18 protein-coding genes are annotated in these 17,445 nt (G+C 44.2%); 14 read left to right on the top strand and 4 right to left on the bottom strand.

Features of this window, described 5'->3' with window-relative positions; translation table 11 throughout:
• Positions 1–359 (bottom strand): RNA-guided endonuclease InsQ/TnpB family protein (locus tag IM319_RS15555; protein ID WP_287736181.1); only part of this gene is annotated, 359 nt, incomplete at its 3' end.
• Positions 360–531: 172 nt separating this feature from the next.
• On the opposite strand from IM319_RS15555, the gene IM319_RS15550 reads away from it, so the two are divergent.
• Entirely contained in the window at positions 532–783 is a 252-nt protein-coding gene (locus IM319_RS15550; protein ID WP_002739055.1) for a hypothetical protein, read from the top strand.
• A 112-nt stretch (positions 784–895) separates the two neighbouring features.
• Here the strand turns inward: IM319_RS15550 and hemH are convergent, their stop codons facing one another.
• The gene (gene hemH, locus IM319_RS15545; protein ID WP_287686355.1) at positions 896–2,059 is read right to left on the bottom strand and encodes a ferrochelatase; all 1,164 of its coding nucleotides are present in this window, start codon (positions 2,057–2,059) and stop codon (positions 896–898) included.
• Between the two features lie 119 nt (positions 2,060–2,178).
• Here hemH and IM319_RS15540 point away from each other — a divergent pair, with 119 nt between their 5' ends.
• Positions 2,179–2,802: a class I SAM-dependent methyltransferase gene (locus tag IM319_RS15540; RefSeq protein WP_287736180.1), complete on the top strand. Its 624-nt coding sequence runs from the start codon at positions 2,179–2,181 to the stop codon at positions 2,800–2,802.
• Positions 2,803–2,918: 116 nt separating this feature from the next.
• Entirely contained in the window at positions 2,919–3,473 is a 555-nt protein-coding gene (locus IM319_RS15535; protein WP_286823573.1) for a YqeG family HAD IIIA-type phosphatase, read from the top strand.
• Positions 3,474–3,968: 495 nt separating this feature from the next.
• On the opposite strand, the gene rpsD is transcribed toward IM319_RS15535, so the two are convergent.
• Positions 3,969–4,577: a 30S ribosomal protein S4 gene (gene rpsD, locus IM319_RS15530; RefSeq protein ID WP_287686471.1), complete on the bottom strand. Its 609-nt coding sequence runs from the start codon at positions 4,575–4,577 to the stop codon at positions 3,969–3,971.
• Between the two features lie 271 nt (positions 4,578–4,848).
• Between rpsD and IM319_RS15525 the strand changes: the two genes are divergently transcribed.
• The 7 genes from IM319_RS15525 to IM319_RS15495 all read left to right on the top strand — a co-directional run bounded on the left by IM319_RS15525 (position 4,849) and on the right by IM319_RS15495 (position 12,021).
• Positions 4,849–5,349: a bifunctional nuclease family protein gene (locus IM319_RS15525; RefSeq protein WP_286825609.1), complete on the top strand. Its 501-nt coding sequence runs from the start codon at positions 4,849–4,851 to the stop codon at positions 5,347–5,349.
• Between the two features lie 280 nt (positions 5,350–5,629).
• Positions 5,630–6,757, top strand: a complete 1,128-nt coding sequence (locus IM319_RS15520) for an aldo/keto reductase (protein WP_286825610.1) — start codon at positions 5,630–5,632, stop codon at positions 6,755–6,757.
• Positions 6,758–6,889: 132 nt separating this feature from the next.
• Positions 6,890–7,969 carry a class II fructose-bisphosphate aldolase gene (fba, locus tag IM319_RS15515; protein ID WP_286825611.1) on the top strand — a complete coding sequence of 360 codons (1,080 nt, stop codon included), beginning with the start codon at positions 6,890–6,892 and terminating at the stop codon, positions 7,967–7,969.
• Between the two features lie 191 nt (positions 7,970–8,160).
• Positions 8,161–9,399, top strand: a complete 1,239-nt coding sequence (gene ctpA / locus IM319_RS15510) for a carboxyl-terminal processing protease CtpA (RefSeq protein WP_286825612.1) — start codon at positions 8,161–8,163, stop codon at positions 9,397–9,399.
• Positions 9,400–9,502: 103 nt separating this feature from the next.
• On the top strand, positions 9,503–9,898 hold the full coding sequence (gene gcvH / locus IM319_RS15505; RefSeq protein WP_287686465.1) for a glycine cleavage system protein GcvH: 396 nt from the start codon (positions 9,503–9,505) through the stop codon (positions 9,896–9,898).
• A 159-nt stretch (positions 9,899–10,057) separates the two neighbouring features.
• The gene (moeB, locus tag IM319_RS15500; RefSeq protein WP_286823667.1) at positions 10,058–11,230 is read left to right on the top strand and encodes a molybdopterin-synthase adenylyltransferase MoeB; all 1,173 of its coding nucleotides are present in this window, start codon (positions 10,058–10,060) and stop codon (positions 11,228–11,230) included.
• Between the two features lie 203 nt (positions 11,231–11,433).
• A complete protein-coding gene (locus tag IM319_RS15495) occupies positions 11,434–12,021 on the top strand; it encodes a hypothetical protein (RefSeq protein ID WP_287736178.1) in 588 nt (195 codons plus the stop codon).
• Between the two features lie 68 nt (positions 12,022–12,089).
• On the opposite strand, the gene IM319_RS15490 is transcribed toward IM319_RS15495, so the two are convergent.
• Positions 12,090–12,464, bottom strand: coding sequence for a CU044_2847 family protein (locus IM319_RS15490; protein WP_004159145.1), 375 nt, complete (start codon positions 12,462–12,464; stop codon positions 12,090–12,092).
• Between the two features lie 165 nt (positions 12,465–12,629).
• On the opposite strand from IM319_RS15490, the gene IM319_RS15485 reads away from it, so the two are divergent.
• The 4 genes from IM319_RS15485 to IM319_RS15475 all read left to right on the top strand — a co-directional run bounded on the left by IM319_RS15485 (position 12,630) and on the right by IM319_RS15475 (position 17,284).
• A complete protein-coding gene (locus tag IM319_RS15485; protein WP_287736177.1) occupies positions 12,630–15,881 on the top strand; it encodes an SUMF1/EgtB/PvdO family nonheme iron enzyme in 3,252 nt (1,083 codons plus the stop codon).
• Positions 15,882–16,355: 474 nt separating this feature from the next.
• Positions 16,356–16,511, top strand: coding sequence for a DUF6888 family protein (locus IM319_RS22755; RefSeq protein WP_002737946.1), 156 nt, complete (start codon positions 16,356–16,358; stop codon positions 16,509–16,511).
• Positions 16,512–16,544: 33 nt separating this feature from the next.
• Positions 16,545–16,961, top strand: coding sequence for a XisH family protein (locus IM319_RS15480; RefSeq protein WP_287736176.1), 417 nt, complete (start codon positions 16,545–16,547; stop codon positions 16,959–16,961).
• Entirely contained in the window at positions 16,949–17,284 is a 336-nt protein-coding gene (locus IM319_RS15475) for a XisI protein (RefSeq protein WP_002736025.1), read from the top strand. The genes IM319_RS15480 and IM319_RS15475 overlap by 13 nt, the downstream gene beginning before the upstream one ends.
• The last annotated feature ends 161 nt before the right edge of the window (positions 17,285–17,445 follow it).

The raw sequence follows: 17,445 nt of genomic DNA, 5'->3' as shown, positions 1-17,445 counted from the left end.
TTAAATTTAAAAGCAGATTTGGTAAATTCGGCACTTCCTCCTTGATGTTTTTTCTTAAAGTTAGGATACTTAGTACGACCAGCAAAGAAATTGGTAAAAGCTGTTTGTAGGTGTCTTAACCCTTGTTGTAAAGGTACACAACTAACTTCGTTTAAAAAGTCTAATTCTTCTTGCTTTTTCCAATCGGTTAGCATTGAAGAGGTTTCAGTATATCCTACTCTTTCTTGTCTTTCATACCAAGCTTGTGTTCGTTCGTGGAGAGCTTTGTTGTAAACCAATCTTACACAGCCCAAGGTGCGCCGCAATAGCGACTCTTGTTCGGGTGTGGGGTAAAATCGGAACGAGTAGGCTTTTTCCATGTCTCACATTCTGGCATATATTTCGTAAATGTGTTAGTATTTAACAGTAAAGCCGTCGTAGAACGACGGGGTTTCAGACCCAAAATTTTCGATGAGAGCAGCTCTATTTTATCGCAAATTCTGTTCTTATTGGCTTGTCAAGCTATTTATCCTCTACTAAGAAGAAAAATCAATGGTTATTATCGAGATTACCAATGTGGAAGAAATATTGAGCGCAAAAATTGGCTCTTTTGCCGCTAAAATCGTCCAAGCTCTAGCAGATGATGAAGGGAAAGTGGAAGAGGTTCTCATCAAAGAATTACAGGCTAATTTTCAGGAAAGGGGGATTAAAGCTAATCTGTTTAGCGTCACTGGGTTAGATATGCTCGGCAATGGCAGGCTAGAAGTTAACGTTAATGTTCGTTCTGCTAATATGATGTCCTAAGAGAAGATAAAATCGCCAATGGTTGGGTTAAACATACTTAAACCCAACCTTGTCTTGGTGGTTACACAGGGTGAGAAATTACCGTCAAAGGCAATTGCAGCGAAGATCGGGGTTATAATAAACCAACAAAATGTAACGGTCCTTGACCAGTAATTAATTCGATAATAATTGCCAGAAAACCGATCATCGCTAATCGACCATTCCACACCTCGGCTGCCGTTGTCATCCCCCATTCCCAACGCTCCTGGGGATACATTTTCATATTCGCTTTCGGACGGGTAATTTGCTCGAAAGTGGTGGGTTTCTCGTCTAGGGATTTTACCACTAACTGGGAGAGAGATTCGATAAACATCGGGTGAGTGTTAAGAGCCGGTACTCGCTGAAAATGTTCAATTCCCGCTTCTTCCGCCACTTCTCGGTACTCTATATCGATTTCTTGCAGAGTTTCGATGTGTTCCGAGACAAAGCTAATCGGCACGACCAGTAAATGCTTAATTCCCTGCTCTCCCAACTCTTTCAAAGCATCTTCAGTGTAGGGTTTTAGCCATTCCACCGGACCGACGCGACTTTGATAGGCTAAAGTGTACTGATTGGGTCGGTTGAGCGTACGCATGATCGCCCTAGTGCATTCTTCAATTTGCCTTTGATAGGGATCTCCCGCTTCCTCCACATAACTTTGGGGGACACCATGGGCGCTAAAAAAGATATGTACTTGGTCGGGATTAGTACACTGCTCTAATTCTCGCGCGATCAGATCGGCCATAGCACTCAGATAAGTGGGATGATCGTACCAAGAGGGGATGAGAGTATATTCCGTCAAACGCAGATAGGGGTCTTGCTGCCACATTTCCTCCAGCACACGAAAACTGGAACCACTGGTACTGATGGAAAATTGGGGATAAAGGGGCAGAATAACTAATTTTTTGATATGATCCCGTTTAATCCGCTCGATCGCTTCTTCGGTGAAGGGATTCCAGTAACGCATCCCGATATAAACGCTCACCTCGCGGCCCATTTCCGCGAGACGTTGTTGCAGTGCCGTGGCCTGTGCTTCCGTAATCTTGAGTAAAGGGGAGCCACCACCAATCTGACGGTAATTTTCCTGGGATTTACTCGCTCTTAGCGTCGATATTAACCAAGCTAACGGTTTTTGTAATCCTTTGATCGGCAAACGGATGATTTCTGGGTCAGAAAAAAGGTTAAATAGAAAAGGACGCACATCCTCTAACCGCTCCGGTCCACCCAAATTTAATAATAAAACCCCAACGCGACCCATAGTGTTAACAGATAATTTTTAAATTTTCAGATTCTTTACCAAGTTTAACAATATATCGGTGGAACCGTTAAAACAAATTACAGACAATATAGAACTTAATCAAATCTTGGAGGTTGATCTTGGCGACAATTTTACGTCCCCTCAGTTATCAATATCAATGGCTTTACGATGGTATCTCCCGTCTGGCTGCCCTAGCAGTGGGTGGGGAGTCCCGTTTTCGGCAATTAGCCCTAGAAGGTTTAAAAATCGCTAAAAATGACCCTATCCTCGATCTTTGTTGTGGTGCGGGTCAAACCACCCGTTATTTAGTACCCCTATCCGATCGCTGTACCGGTTTAGATGTCTCTCCTGTGGCCCTACAGCGAGCTAGTTTAGCGGTGCCGCAAGCGCATTATGTGGAGGGATTAGCCGAAAAAATGCCCTTTAATGCCGGAGAATTCGCCCTTGTCCATACTAGCGCCGCTCTCCACGAAATGGAACCAGAGCAGTTAGAGGAAATCCTCAAAGAAGTGTATCGAGTTCTCAGACCGGGGGGAATTTTTGCCCTCGTGGATTTTCATCGACCCACTAACCCGCTTTTTTGGCCTTCTTTGGCCCTATTTTTGCAATTATTTGAAACCCATACCGCTTGGCAGTTTATCGATACCGATCTCATCCGATCTTTACAGGCGATCGGTTTTCGTGATTGTCAACAAAAATTATACGCTGGTGGCAGTTTACAGGTGATTCAAGCGGCCAAGTGAAAGGATTGGTCGGGCCAGATTTTCAGAGGCAGTCAGTCATTTATACTAAATAAGTCCATGGTTTTTTGAGCAAGCTGAGTTCGATCGACTCAGTGCGAGTTATTTTTGAGAAGTTAATGACTAGAGCAAAAATTCTACAACCTGATTTAATTTTAGGGGATACGATTCTCGGTCTCAGTCTGGAGATTTTGAGTCAGCATCAAATTAAAGGATTGATTCTCGATGTGGACGATACCCTTGTTCCCCTCCAGGAAACGACGGTTTCTGACGATTTACAGCGTTGGGTCGATTCCTTGCGTCTTTATCTACCGATTTGGTTGGTAAGTAATAATCTTAGCGAAAATCGGATCGGTGCGATCGCTGATAATTTACAACTTCCCTACCTTCTCGGTGCGGTGAAACCCTCTCGACGCAAACTCCGGCAAGCGATGGCAGCCATGAGTCTCCCCCCCCAACAAATTGCTATGGTTGGCGATCGCTTGTTTACCGATGTTTTAGCGGGAAATCGTCTGGGAATGTTTACCATTCTGGTGAAACCAATGGTAAATCCCTTGACGGGGGAGCAAGCTTATCCAATCCACGATTTTGAGGTATGGCTATCACAAATTCTCGGCGTTTCCCTCCATCCGCAGCATTACTTAATAAAACCTGACCAATCGTCACAGAAGTAAATATTAAAAAATAATTAAGTATAGAGGAAAGGAGGGAAAAGTAGGAAATACTACAGATAATTTCAAAGGAGGTCAGCCGAGTTGACATCCTCGCCGCCGTAAAACGGACGGCGATTCCTCACCACGCCACTTTTTTAGGGTGGTCGCTGAACGGGGTTGACGCTTCACTGAAAAACGCTTAATTGCTTAAGTCTGACACTTTCGACCCGTCCGTTTTGAGTGTCCGAATGCCCTCCGGCCACTTTGAACAAGTCGAAAAAATCCAATGTTCAACCTTATTTCCTAGAAAGTTTTACTCGTTCAAGGCCGAATTTGAAGTCTTTTCTGAACGAAACCCCCTATTATCTGTGGTCAAGGTTCAGTTTTTAGCTTGGTTATCGCTTTTTCCATTGTAGCTTAAAGCCGTCCTAAAAGGACGGGGTTTTAACCCAAATTTTCGATAAAATAAGGACGCTGCCACTTGCGTCCTCAAGGTATCTGGAAAAGGCTTTTTTCCTAGACTTTCCGAGAGTAGTATTCCACTACTAACAGTTCATTAATCGAGAGGGCAATCCATTCTCTTTCCACAACGCCATTAACTTTGCCCACAAGGGTATTTTTGTCAAATTCCAAATGACTCGGCAGGTTGGCTAAACCGGGGTATTCCATATTTCTTTTGACTAGATCCTGGGAACGCTCTTGATTTCTGACTCCAATCACATCACCCGGACGGCACTGATAACTGGCAATATCCACAACTCTACCGTTAACGGTGACGTGACCGTGATTGACTAATTGTCGCGCCCCCGGAATTGTCCCAGCCATACCGAGACGGAAAACGGTATTATCCAGACGCATTTCTAAGAGTTGCAGCAGCACTTGACCAGTGGAACCAGTAGCCCGGCGAGCTTTGCGGACATAGCGAATTAATTGTTTCTCGCTGACACCGTAGTTAAAACGCAGTTTTTGTTTTTCTTCTAGACGAATGGCATATTCTGAACGTTTTTTGCGGGCCTGGCCATGTTGCCCGGGTGCATAGGCACGACGGGCACTTTTACGGGTTAAGCCTGGTAATTCCCCTAAACGACGCACAATGCGCAAGCGCGGTCCTCTATAACGAGACATACAGACAGTCTGCTCCTATTTAAATTTATCCCAAAACTGTTATCGTAGCACAAATTAAGTAATTTAGTTGGGGAGAGGGGAGAACGGAGTGGGGAGAAAAAAGCTGATCACTGATTCAGGCCTGATGGCAGGTGATGTATTTTTTTCGTTAAAGATGAGGCTAATCTCTGCCATCTTAGGGCATACTGTGAGTGTAACTAAGCACTATATTACTCAGGTTGCTTTCCCACTCCTTCCCTAGCTGAATCTCTATCTTGGAGAAGCCATAGTCATGATCGAAATGAAAGTCGCTGGAATTGCCCTAGACGCTATCACTCGCAGTCCCATTGTACTGCTCAAGGATGGTTCCGAGCGTCGCGCTCTACCTATCTACATCGGACAAGATCAGGCTAAGGCCATTATGACCGTCCTCGAACAACAAAAACCCCCTCGTCCCCTCACCCACGATTTGATCGCTAATATTTTTAAAGTTTGGGACATGGATTTAGAAAAGATTATCATCCATTCTCTCCAAGATAATACCTTTTATGCTGTTCTCTGTCTCCAGCGCGGCGAAGTCAAAAAAGAAATCGATTGTCGTCCCAGTGATGCGATCGCTATTGCTCTGCGTACCAACAGTCCTGTCTGGGTAATGGAAGAAGTGATCGCTTCTGCTTCTATCCCTGTCGATCGTGACGCGGATGAAGAGGAACGTCAAGCTTTTCGCAATTTTGTCTCCAATCTTAGCCCCTCAGACCTGATCCAACGTCGCGGTGATTTTAGTGATCAGTGAAATTTCAGGAGTCAGGAATCAGGGGGCAGCTTTTTTCTCCCCACACTCCACACCCCACACCCCAATACCTTCTAACTGATAACTGATAACAAGGGCCGAATCTAAGATCTAATTGGTTAAGCTAAAAGCTTTGATGTGCTTAGTTTCTAACCTTCTTTTTAGGTAGGAGAATTGTCAGATTCTGTCTTTTGCACGAGTGCCTGTTGCCTCTTGCCTTCAAAAGCTGACAACTGGTAACTGATAACTGATAACTGGTAACTGATAACTGATAACTGAATCAATGCGTTATCGACGATTTGGCCGTACTAATTGGCAATTTTCGCTGTTTTCCCTGGGGACAATGCGCTGTTTGTCCTCAGAGTCGGTGTTTACCGCAACAGTTGATCGCGCCCTAGAATTGGGGATTAATCACCTAGAAACAGCCAGAGGTTACGGTAATAGCGAAGTTTTTCTCGGTCGCTACCTGCAGCGTCAAGGGGTGCGGGAGCAAGTTTATCTGACTACGAAATTGGTCCCCACTCCCGATCGCCAAACTATGGAAAAAGCGATCGCCGAATCCCTAGAACGATTACAATTAAATTACCTGGATTGTCTAGCAATTCACGGTATTAACACCTGCGAGCATTTAAACTGGATTAAAGACCCGCAAGGCTGCATGAAAGCCGTTTTTATGGCCCAAGAAGCTGGAAAAATCGGTCATATTGGCTTTTCTACCCATGCACCCCTAGAAATTATTCTGGAGACGATCAATACAGATTTCTTCGCTTTTGTCAATATCCATTACTATTTTTTTTGGCAAAGACAGCAACCTGCGATCGCTTTAGCCCAAGCAAAGGACATGGGTGTGTTTATCATTTCCCCTGCTGATAAGGGAGGTGGTCTCCACAGACCTCCCAAGAAGCTAGAGGAATTATGCGCTCCTTTTTCACCCCTAGAGCTAAATTATCGCTTTTTATTGAGCGATCCGCGCATTAATACCCTCAGCGTCGGGGCAGCGATACCGGAGGAATTAGAGGCAATTATTAACGTATGCGAAGGAGATCAGCCCCTAGATGCGGCAGAAATTGCCGTTTTTAAGCGTTTAGAGACACATTTAACCGATAAATTGGCTACAGATTTATGTAGCCAATGTTATCAATGTTTACCCTGTCCCGAAAATATTAATATCCCTGAAGTGTTGAGACTGCGGAATCTGGCAGTAGCTTACGAAATGACCGATTTTGGCCAGTATCGCTATCGAATGCTGGAAAATGCCGGTCATTGGTTCCCCGGACGCAAAGCGAATAATTGTACTGAATGCGGTGATTGTTTACCTCGCTGCCCGGAAAAATTGCCGATTCCCCAGCTGCTATTTAATACACACGAACTACTTAAAGGACCAGCGCAACGGAGATTGTGGTCATCTTAGGACGAAACCCTGAAAAATTTTTTTTGGGGATCGTCAAAGTGTAAAAACTATCTTAAGATTAACAGGTAAGAGAATTAACTTTCTTGAATTTAAAGAGACAAAAAACAAGAAATAGATTAAGGAGTAAAGGATATGGCACTCGTCCCCATGCGGTTATTGTTGGATCACGCGGCTGAGAACGGATATGGCATCCCCGCTTTTAACGTAAATAATATGGAGCAGATCCAAGCGATCATGCAAGCGGCGGCAGCCACCGATAGCCCCGTTATCCTGCAAGCTTCTCGCGGTGCGCGCAAATATGCAGGGGAAAACTTCCTGCGTCACTTGATCACCGCCGCGGTGGAAACCTATCCTCATATCCCCATCGTGATGCACCAAGATCACGGTAATGAACCCGCCACCTGCTACTCGGCGATCCGTAACGGTTTCACCAGTGTCATGATGGATGGTTCCTTAGAAGCGGATGCCAAAACTCCCGCCACCTACGAGTACAACGTTAACGTTACTGCTGAAGTAGTAAAAGTTGCTCACTCGATCGGCGCTAGTGTGGAAGGGGAACTCGGTTGCTTAGGTTCCTTAGAAACCGGTAAAGGAGAAGCGGAAGATGGACACGGTTTTGAAGGGGAATTAGATCACTCGATGCTGTTAACTGATCCCGATGAAGCGGTGGATTTCGTCGAAAGAACCCAAGTAGATGCTTTAGCAGTAGCGATTGGTACTAGCCACGGTGCTTACAAATTTACCCGCAAACCCACTGGCGAAATTCTTGCTATTAGCCGCATTGAAGAAATTCACAGCCGCTTACCCAATACCCACTTGGTTATGCACGGTTCTTCCTCGGTTCCCGAAGATCTCCTAGAATTAATCAACCAATTCGGTGGCGCTATCCCTGAAACCTACGGTGTACCCGTGGAAGAAATCCAAAAAGGCATCAAGAGTGGTGTGCGTAAAATCAATATCGACACCGACTGCCGTTTAGCAATTACCGCCGCAGTTCGGGAAGCACTTTTCAGCAACCCGAAAGAGTTTGATCCCCGTTTCTTCTTGAAACCCTCGATCACCTATATGCAGAAAGTTTGTGCCGATCGCTATCAACAATTTAGTACCGCCGGTAACGCCAGCAAAATCAAACAAATGTCCCTTGATGATTACGCAGCCAAATATGCTAAAGGGCAATTAACCCAAGTCAGCAAAAAAGTTGTGGCTGTCTAGTAGCTGAACAATTAAGCGATCGCTTAATGGCACCGATCTAGTAGAATTTTTCGGGTAGTTAACCATAACTACCCTCTTTTTTTATGGGAATGCCTTGAAGGGAAAGAGTTGCCAGATAAGAATCGATTTCAGAGAAAAGACTATACTGAAAATAATCAGCAGATCAGCACTTGATTTATAAGAGAAGCAAGATGAGAAAAAAATCGTTGTGGGTGGGATTATTGGTGGGATTTTGGTTTTGTCTAACTTGGATGGCATGGACACCCACAGCAGCCGCCTTTAGCGAAGAACAAAAATTACTACTGCAATCTTGGCGATTAGTCAACCAATCTTATTATGATGACACATTTAATCATCAAAACTGGTGGCAGGTGCGGGAACAATTCATCAAAAAACCCCTCAACGATCGGACGGCGGCCTACAATGCGATCGAACAGATGTTAGCTACTCTCGATGAACCCTTTACCCGTCTCTTGCGACCGGATCAATACCATAACCTACAAATTAGCACCACGGGGGAATTATCGGGGGTAGGACTGCAAATTAATATCAATCCCGACAATGGTTACTTAGAAGTGGTTGCCCCCCTTGCCGGTTCTCCTGCTGAGGCCGCTGGTTTAACTAGCCACGATCGCATTTTGTTTATTGATGGCATCGATACTACTACTTTAACCCTCGATGCAGCAGCGGCCAAAATGCGCGGGACTCCCGGAACAGAAGTTTCCTTAGTCATTCTTCCCGATCAAAAAAGTCAACCAAAAACCCTATCTTTAACCCGTCAACGCATTTCTTTAAGTCCAGTGGTAGCGGTTTTAGATAAAAATTCTAGTTCCTTGCCGATCGGTTATGTGCGCTTAAATCAATTTAGTGCTAACGCTGCCAAAGAAGTCTCGGAAGCGGTGACGAATTTACAAAAACAAGGAGCCAAGGGTTATATTTTGGATTTAAGAAATAACCCCGGTGGGTTACTGCAAGCGGGCATAGAAATCGCTCGGATGTGGATTAATCAGGGAACGATCGTTTATACGGTTAATCGTGAGGGAATTGCCGATAGTTTTGCCGCTTCTGGTAATGCTTTAACTGACGCGCCTTTAGTCGTTTTGGTCAATCAGGGAACCGCCAGTGCCAGCGAGATTTTAGCCGGAGCATTACAGGACAATCAACGGGGGGTTTTAGTGGGAGAAAAGACTTTCGGTAAGGGATTAATTCAGTCCTTATTCGAGTTACCCGATGGGGCAGGATTAGCGATTACCGTGGCCAAATATGAAACTCCCGCCCACCATGATATTCATAAGTTAGGAATTATGCCCGATCGAGTGGTGGCACAGGAACCGATCACCTATGAGCAAATCGGCACCGAAAAAGATAGTCAATACCAAACGGCGATTCAGTTTTTAAACCAGAAGACCATTTTAGCCAAAGCTTCCTGAGTGGGGTTTACAGCGATCGCCAATAAAACAGCCCCACCCGATCAACATTTTCCCCAAGAGATCTAGTAAACTAACTGATGCTGTAAATATTTAGAGACAGACGATGGAACTGGAATATCCCGAGGATTTGAGATACCTAGAAACCCACGAATACGTCAGACTCGAAGGTGAAATCGCTACCTTGGGAATTAGTGCTTTTGCCGTCGATCAATTGGGTGATATCGTGTTTCTAGAATTGCCCGAATTGGGAGAGGTGCTGGAAGTAGGTAGTAGTTTCGGCACGATTGAATCGGTAAAAGCGGTAGAAGATCTTTATCCTCCCGTCTCGGGAACCGTAGTTGATCGCAATCAAGCGATGATTGACTCCCCCGAATTAATTGCCGATGATCCCCACGGGGAGGGTTGGTTATTAAAAGTGCGGGTAGAAAATCCCGATACTGCCTTGGCTGATACCCTCTCCGCTAGTGAATACCGCACCCAAGTGGCAGGGGAAAGTTAACTAATATTAACAACAGGGAGCCAGACCCTCACACTATCATAAGCATAGAAAGAATTGAAAAAACAGGAAGCGATCGAGTCTTCCTGATTTTTGTCTCTAAAGCGTGCTGAGACGAAATTCTAGCCCGAATCGAGTCAGGTTTCACTATTTACCCAATCTATGCTAAATCCTCATCTCGCGGCGATCGAACTTTCCAAAGAGGAGGTTCAACGCTACTCTCGACATATTATTCTGCCCGAAGTGGGCTTAGAAGGTCAAAAAAAACTAAAAGCCGCCAGTGTTCTCTGCATCGGCACCGGAGGACTCGGTTCCCCGCTTTTACTCTATCTAGCGGCGGCTGGCATCGGTAGAATCGGTATTGTTGACTTCGATATCGTCGATAGTTCCAATCTGCAACGTCAAATTATTCACGGCACTTCTTGGGTAGGTAAACCGAAAATTGTTTCCGCTAAGGACAGAATTCTAGAAATTAACCCCTATTGTCAGGTGGATTTGTACGAAACCCGCATAAGTTCCGAAAATGCCCTTGACATTTTAGCTCCCTATGATGTAGTCATCGACGGGACAGATAATTTCCCCACCCGTTATCTGACTAATGATGCTTGTGTTCTTCTCGACAAACCCAACGTCTATGGCTCAATTTTCCGCTTTGAAGGACAGGCAACCGTTTTTAACTACCAAGGCGGTCCCAACTACCGCGATCTCTATCCCGAACCGCCACCACCGGGGATGGTTCCCTCCTGTGCGGAAGGCGGCGTTTTAGGAGTTTTACCCGGAGTAATCGGCACAATTCAAGCCACAGAAGCCATTAAAATTATCCTCGGCGCACCGGATACCCTCAGTGGTCGTTTACTGCTTTACAATGCTTGGGAAATGAAATTCCGTGAGTTAAAATTGCGTCCGAATCCCATCCGTCCCGTCATTGAAAAACTAATTGATTACGAACAATTCTGCGGTATCCCGCAAGCTCAAGCACAAGAAGCAGCAGAACAGCAAAAAATGACAGAAATAACCGTAGTAGAGTTAAAGACCCTACTTGACAGCGAGGCCAATGATTACATTCTCATCGATGTGCGTAATCCCAACGAGTACCAAATCGCTAAGATTCCCAACTCGGTATTAATTCCCTTACCCGATATCGAAAATGGTGCGGCAATTCCCAAAATTAAGGAATTAGTCAACGGTTATCGTCTCATCGCCCATTGTAAGATGGGGGGACGTTCCGCTAAAGCCCTCGCTATCCTCAAAGAGGCAGGTATCGAAGGAATTAACGTTAAAGGTGGTATCAGCGCCTGGAGTCGCGAAGTCGATTCCACTGTACCAGAATACTAATTTTGGCCCTTGGGTTTTGGGGTGTTAGGGTGTTAGGGTTTTGGGGTATTAGTCAAATTCCCCCATCTCCCCATTCCCCCATCTCCCCATTCCCCCATCTCCCCACTTCATAATTCCCTTCCCCCATCTCTGTGTTCCCTGTTCTCTGTGAATCTGTTAAGATCAGGGCGAGTTAGCCTTAAAATCTTCGGTGTGAGCAAACAATGAAAAACCATATTAAAAAAATTGCTAGTTGGAGCGCAATCGCTGCTATTTCCCTTGGCTTAGTAGAAATGAACCGAGCAGCGATCGCATTTGGCAACAATAATCAATTCAGTGCCTGTATCAGTCAGATTGTCCGCACGGGAGTCAGTCCCCAAGATGCCGCCACCGCTTGTTCAGAAGCATTAATTCCTAAAGAATTATCCCGGTGTGTGGCGATGATTAAATCCAAAACCCCGATCAATGGTAATCTGGCTCTGCAAGCTTGTTTTCAGGTGCGTCGTCCCATCGACCTAGGTAATTGTGTGGTCGATATCCATCGCGCTGCCCCCTTGTTTGCCGCTAATTCCCCCAAACAAACGGAAACAGAAACAGCCAAGGAACCCGATAAATTAGGGATTTCTACACAGATTTTAGATTCCTGTCGTCAAAGTTTATTACCCGGTCGCTTTTCCCAATGCGTCATCGCTGTCAGTCGTGATGTGGACAAAAATAACCCCTCCCAAGCTTTACAAACCTGTTTAAGTGCCGAGGATTTCCCCAGGGATCTATTCCCCAGTTATCCCCAAAATCAAGACCAGAGACCTTAATCAAGATTATTTGGCTCTCTTATTTTGGTAATATACGGAAGAACCAGAAAACGTTAAATATTGAACCATCAATCAGACGAGTTCGGCGGCTTAGGAAAGGTACACTTAACCGTAATATTTAAATTACTTTTAGCGGTTCCTTTGGTAATATAAGGGATTCCTACCTCACCGCCGATTTCCACACCAAATTGTAAAGTGACTTCCTCAATGTTGGCAATGGCTAAATTGCGAAAAGCGTTTAAGGTATAAGTAGTGTAAGTACGAATTGTATCTTCAATTGTCTGAAAATTCTGCAAAATTTGCTGTTTATCTGGTATAGAAGTTCCCCTTTTAGGAACTCTTCCCTCGGTTTTTACTGTCTCGGCAGGAATTTCTAGGTCATCGGTGGACTCTATATAAATTAGAGTGTTTTCGTCAATTTGGATCGGAGTTAGTCGAGTCATAAATAATGCAGAAATTGAAAATTAACTTTTTTCTTAACTATTTCTTGGCTCTCCCGTACTTGTGATGATAAGAAAAGATTATCTAAGGGAGGGCCTATGCTTTCCTTGCAGTTTACCAAAAAACAACCTAATATAAAAAACATTTCTATCCCTTGCTGACTGTCTATGGCTCGCTACGCCCTCGTCATCGGCATTAACCATTACGATAACCCCAATTTCCTGCCATCTTTGAGCAAACCCGCCAAAGATGCGGAAGCTGTTGCTAAATTCTTGGAGAATACTGGGACATTTGCCAATGTAGAACGCCTACCCAATTGCTGGATTGCCGCAGAAAAACGCTACGAAGTTGTTCCAGGAAAGGTAACGGGGAATGAAGTCTTGCAGGCCTTACAGCAAATTTTATCGAGAGAGCAGACCAAAAATCAAGAAGTCTTGATCTACTTTTCAGGACACGGTTTTCGCCTGATCAATCGCATCGGTGACGGGGAAGCCTATCTCGCCACCTCCGATAGCCAACCCGACGGCAAAAATGCCATTTCTTTAGACCGAGAACTCAATCCTTTATTGCGGCGTTCTAATTTGAGTAATCTGGTGGTAATGCTAGACTGTTGCCATGCGGGGGCGTTATTGCCCGAAAATCGGGAACTAGATCGCACTTTGCTAGAACCTAGCCTCTCAGCATTTAATGACAAGCAAGATTACTTCCTAATCACCGCCTGTCGGTCAGAACAGGTGGCTTGGGAAGATGAGGAATACAGTTTGTTCACCGCCGCCTTACTGAAAGGATTGTCCCAAAAAGAGGCGGACCCAAAAACGGGAGAAATTAGTGCCGATCGCCTGTTTGATTTCGTTTCGCGGGAATTGCGCGGGAAGGGTCAAGAACCGATTCGCATGGGAGTTGGGCGATCGCTAATTCTGGTCAAATATGGGGCGCAACCTCAAGTTAAAGAGGTGAAACCGTTACTAGATGAGAAGGGAGAATTGCGCTGTCCCTATCAAGGATTGCTGGCGTTTACTAAGAAAGAACGCCCATTTTTCTTCGGACGCAAGCGAGTGGTGGACGACATCAAATCTAAGCTAGATCGGCTAAATTTTGTCCCTCTGATTGGTGCTTCTGGAAGTGGTAAATCTTCGGTAGTTCTGGCAGGATTGATTCCTTGGTTGGAAGAATTAGGATGGCAAATTCTCGAACCGATCAAGCCTGGATTTAAGCCGTTGACAATGTTGGAAAGCCTGCTGTTACCCTATTTTCGAGATGATCAACAATTGCTGGATCAATGTATCAATAATCAAGACAGGGAAGGCTTAAAACCGCTATTAGAGCTTTTTCCCCGCGAACACAAATTCTTGCTGGTGGTAGATCAATTTGAGGAATTATTCACTTTTGCTCTAGCGGAACAGCGCGATCGCTTTATTGAATTGATTACTCAAGTTGCCACAATTCCAGACTCTCCCCTGGCAGTTATTGCTACCATGAGGGCGGATTTTATTGAACCTTGTTTACGTTACGATTCTTTGCGACAACTGATTCAAAATAACGCCGAATACCTGCCATATCTAAGGGGATTAGATTTGCTAGAAGCTATCACCGAACCAGCCAAACTGCAAGGCTATGAAGTTACTAATGATTTACTCAATAAAATCCTTGAAGATATTAAACAAGAACCAGGATTTTTACCATTATTAGAGTTTGCTTTAACCCAGCTTTGGCAGAGGCGAGATGAAGCAAAGTATCAGGTTACTTTAGATGCTTATGAGGCGATAGGTGGGATAGTAGGAGCGTTAAATTGTCAAGCTGATAAAGTCTATCAATATAGGGATTATGAAAAAGACTCACCGCAGCAGGAGCGAACAGAAACAGAGAAAACTTTAATCAAGCGAATTTTCTTGAATCTTCTGCAAATAGGAGATGGGGAAAAAGATACCAGATTGCGTCAACCGAAAGCCTTTATCTTGTCTTTAGCTGGAGATAATCAAGAAGGACAAAAAGTTTTAAAAGAACTGATTGAAGGAAAACAAGGATTAGTAAAAGGTCGCCTTTTAGTGACGGGAAAAACTGAACGAGAAGAAGAAGCTTGGGTAGATTTGGCCCATGAAGCTTTAATTGAAAAGTGGGACAACCTGAATCTGTGGCGAACCGAAACTCGCAAGGGTAGAGAATTAGCCAAACAGGTGGATAAAGATGCCAAAGACTGGCAAAAAAATAACAAATCTCAGTATTATTTGTGGTCGGGTGACAAGTTAGCAGATGCGGAGAAAGTCCTGCAAGAATATCAAGACACAGTGGAAACTACGGACTTGGCTAAAGAGTTTCTCCAAGCTAGTAGTCAGGAGGAGTTGCGTTCTTATATGAGAAGGCCAGATATTGATGATTTAGACTGTCAAGCTTTAGAAAAAGAGGAAGCCAACAAATCATTTTTAAACCGAGAAAAGTTGAGAAATTTACTCGAAAATGAGAAGGAAAAACCACAGATAAGGCTGTCAGCGTCCTGGTTGCTGAAGCAGTGGGGAGAGGAGGTTCCTATCTGGACAGCAGAGGTTGATAAGCAAGGAAAAATTGCCCTCTCAATCATCGCAGAAAACGATCTACCAGCCACAGTAATCGAAGAGTTAGAAGACGGAATAAACCTAGAAATAGTGGAAGTTCCCGGCGGAGAGTTCTGGATGGGTTCCCCTGAAGGGGAAGAAGGGGCATATCCAAATGAGCGTCCGCAACACAAAGTCAAGGTTTCTCCCTTCCTCATCAGTAGGTATCCAATAACTCAGTCCTACTGGTGGGTGGTGGCTTCTTCTTTCCCCAAAGTTGAACTAGATCTCAATCCAGATCCCTCACAATTTAAAGGCGACCTTCGCCGACCTGTGGAATCTATCACTTGGTATGAGGCGGTAGAATTCTGCCAGAGGCTATCGCGCTGGTCTCTGGAAAAAGGCCAAGGATATCAATACCGCTTACCCAGTGAAGCTGAGTGGGAACATGCCTGTAGGTCAGTTATCAGTGAAGAATCAATCCAAAATCTAAAATCCAAAATCCAAAATCCGGCCTATCCTCCCTATCATTTTGGGCAGAAAATTGACCCAGCTTTGGCGAATTATGCAGAAACCGCTCGTGGAAGGACGACTCCCGTAGGAAGGTTTCAAGCGGCGAATAGTTATGGACTCTACGATATGCACGGGAATGTTTGGGAATGGTGTGCAGACCACTGGCATGATAGTTATGAGGGTGCGCCTGATGATGGCAGTGCCTGGCTGAGTGAGAACGAGAATAATTATCGGCTGCTGCGCGGTGGTTCGTGGAGCTACAACCCGCAACACTGCCGTTCTGCCACCCGCCACCGCAACTACCCCGTCAGCAGGACCTACAACATCGGGCTGCGGGTAGTTGCGTCGTCGAGGACGGTTTATTCAGTGAACAGTTAACAGTTATTGCTTGTGCCAATGCTCTGGCTTAGTATATAACATCTAGCCAGCAGACTACCTGAATAATTAGCGAGCAGGATGCTCGCATTCTCTTAAATCCCACATTCCGCACCCTAGTCGTTGAAATCAAAAGTTGCTCTAGCCCTTGTATAGTAAAACTTTTAGCGATTACTAAGAATTATGAAGTGTCACACTCTAGTCAGCGATCGCCAGCTTAATGAGAGTTTATCTCAATAATTTGGTATCAGAGCTATCAGATTTTTAGGGCTAATTGTGCATCTGCTAGACAAACAAATTAGCCTGTAATTCAGAGCCAGCAATCGTTTTGACGATTTGGATAAAATTTTCAATGTGACACTTTAGGGTGCGGAATGTGGGTTAAATCTAAGGCACTAAATTAGCTGTTTCAATCCAGTATTATGCTATACTTATTACAAGTATAAACTCGTAAATTGGAGGAAAAAGCCATCAATAATGATACCCACTCCCGAACAGATGCTTACTTGCATTAGAATGTGTCAAACCCTGTCTAACTTCTATACCGATATTCATCTATTTCGGTATGATGAAAATAGTAATGTGAGCATCTTGCTCACTAATGTGGAGTTTGAAGATGAATCATCAACCTGATTTTTACCAAATGTCTCGCCAGTTATAATAAAAATGCCAGCAAAAGATATTTATCATGATACCGTGAGAACTGCCTTAGACAAAGATGGCTGGACAATTACCCATGACCCCCTAATTATTCGCTGGGGAAAAAGAGATTTATATATTGACTTGGGAGCAGAAAAAATTATTGCCGCCGAAAAAGACAATCAAAAAATTGCCATTGAAATTAAAAGTTTTGTTGGCAAATCATCTATCGATGACTTAGAAAAAGCATTAGGACAATATATTTTATACTATGATTTATTGACAAAACTAAAATCTGAAAGAACTTTATATTTAGCAATTCATCAACAAGCTTTTGCCGATATTTTTGAAGATCCTATTGGTCAAGTTTTATTAGACAATAAACGATTAAGATTATTGATTTTTGACGAAATTGAGGAGGTTATTTTAAGATGGATAGTTTAGAAAAAATGAGAAAAATTATTATTGAATCTCTCCGTTATTATGCAAACTTGCGCTATGCTACTGGAGAGGTAAACCGCCTCCTCATTATTGACAAAGACTCTGATAACTATCTAATTCTCTTAGAAGGTTGGGATAACCGAGAAAGAGTACATGGCTGTTTACTGCATTTACAAATTATTAATGGTAAAATCTGGATACAACGAGACGGAACCGAAGACGGTATTGCCACTGATTTATTAGCCGCTGGTATTCCTAAAGAGCAAATTGTCCTTGCCTTTAAACCCGAACATATTCGACCCTATACTGAATTTGCTGTAAAATAAGCTATAGATTGACATCCTCGCCGCCGTAAAACGGACGGCGATTCCCAAACCTCACGATTTGGGTTTCTGCTTCTTTCCCGAAGGATTTTTCGCACCTGCCTTAACAGATTTACTCTGTTCTGGTCTTATGGTCGCTCTACAGACTGACACCGCAAGCCCTG

The organism is Microcystis sp. M113S1 (assembly GCF_020246945.1).
Classification (GTDB): domain Bacteria; phylum Cyanobacteriota; class Cyanobacteriia; order Cyanobacteriales; family Microcystaceae; genus Microcystis.
This window is presented reverse-complemented; position numbering and strand designations above follow the sequence as displayed.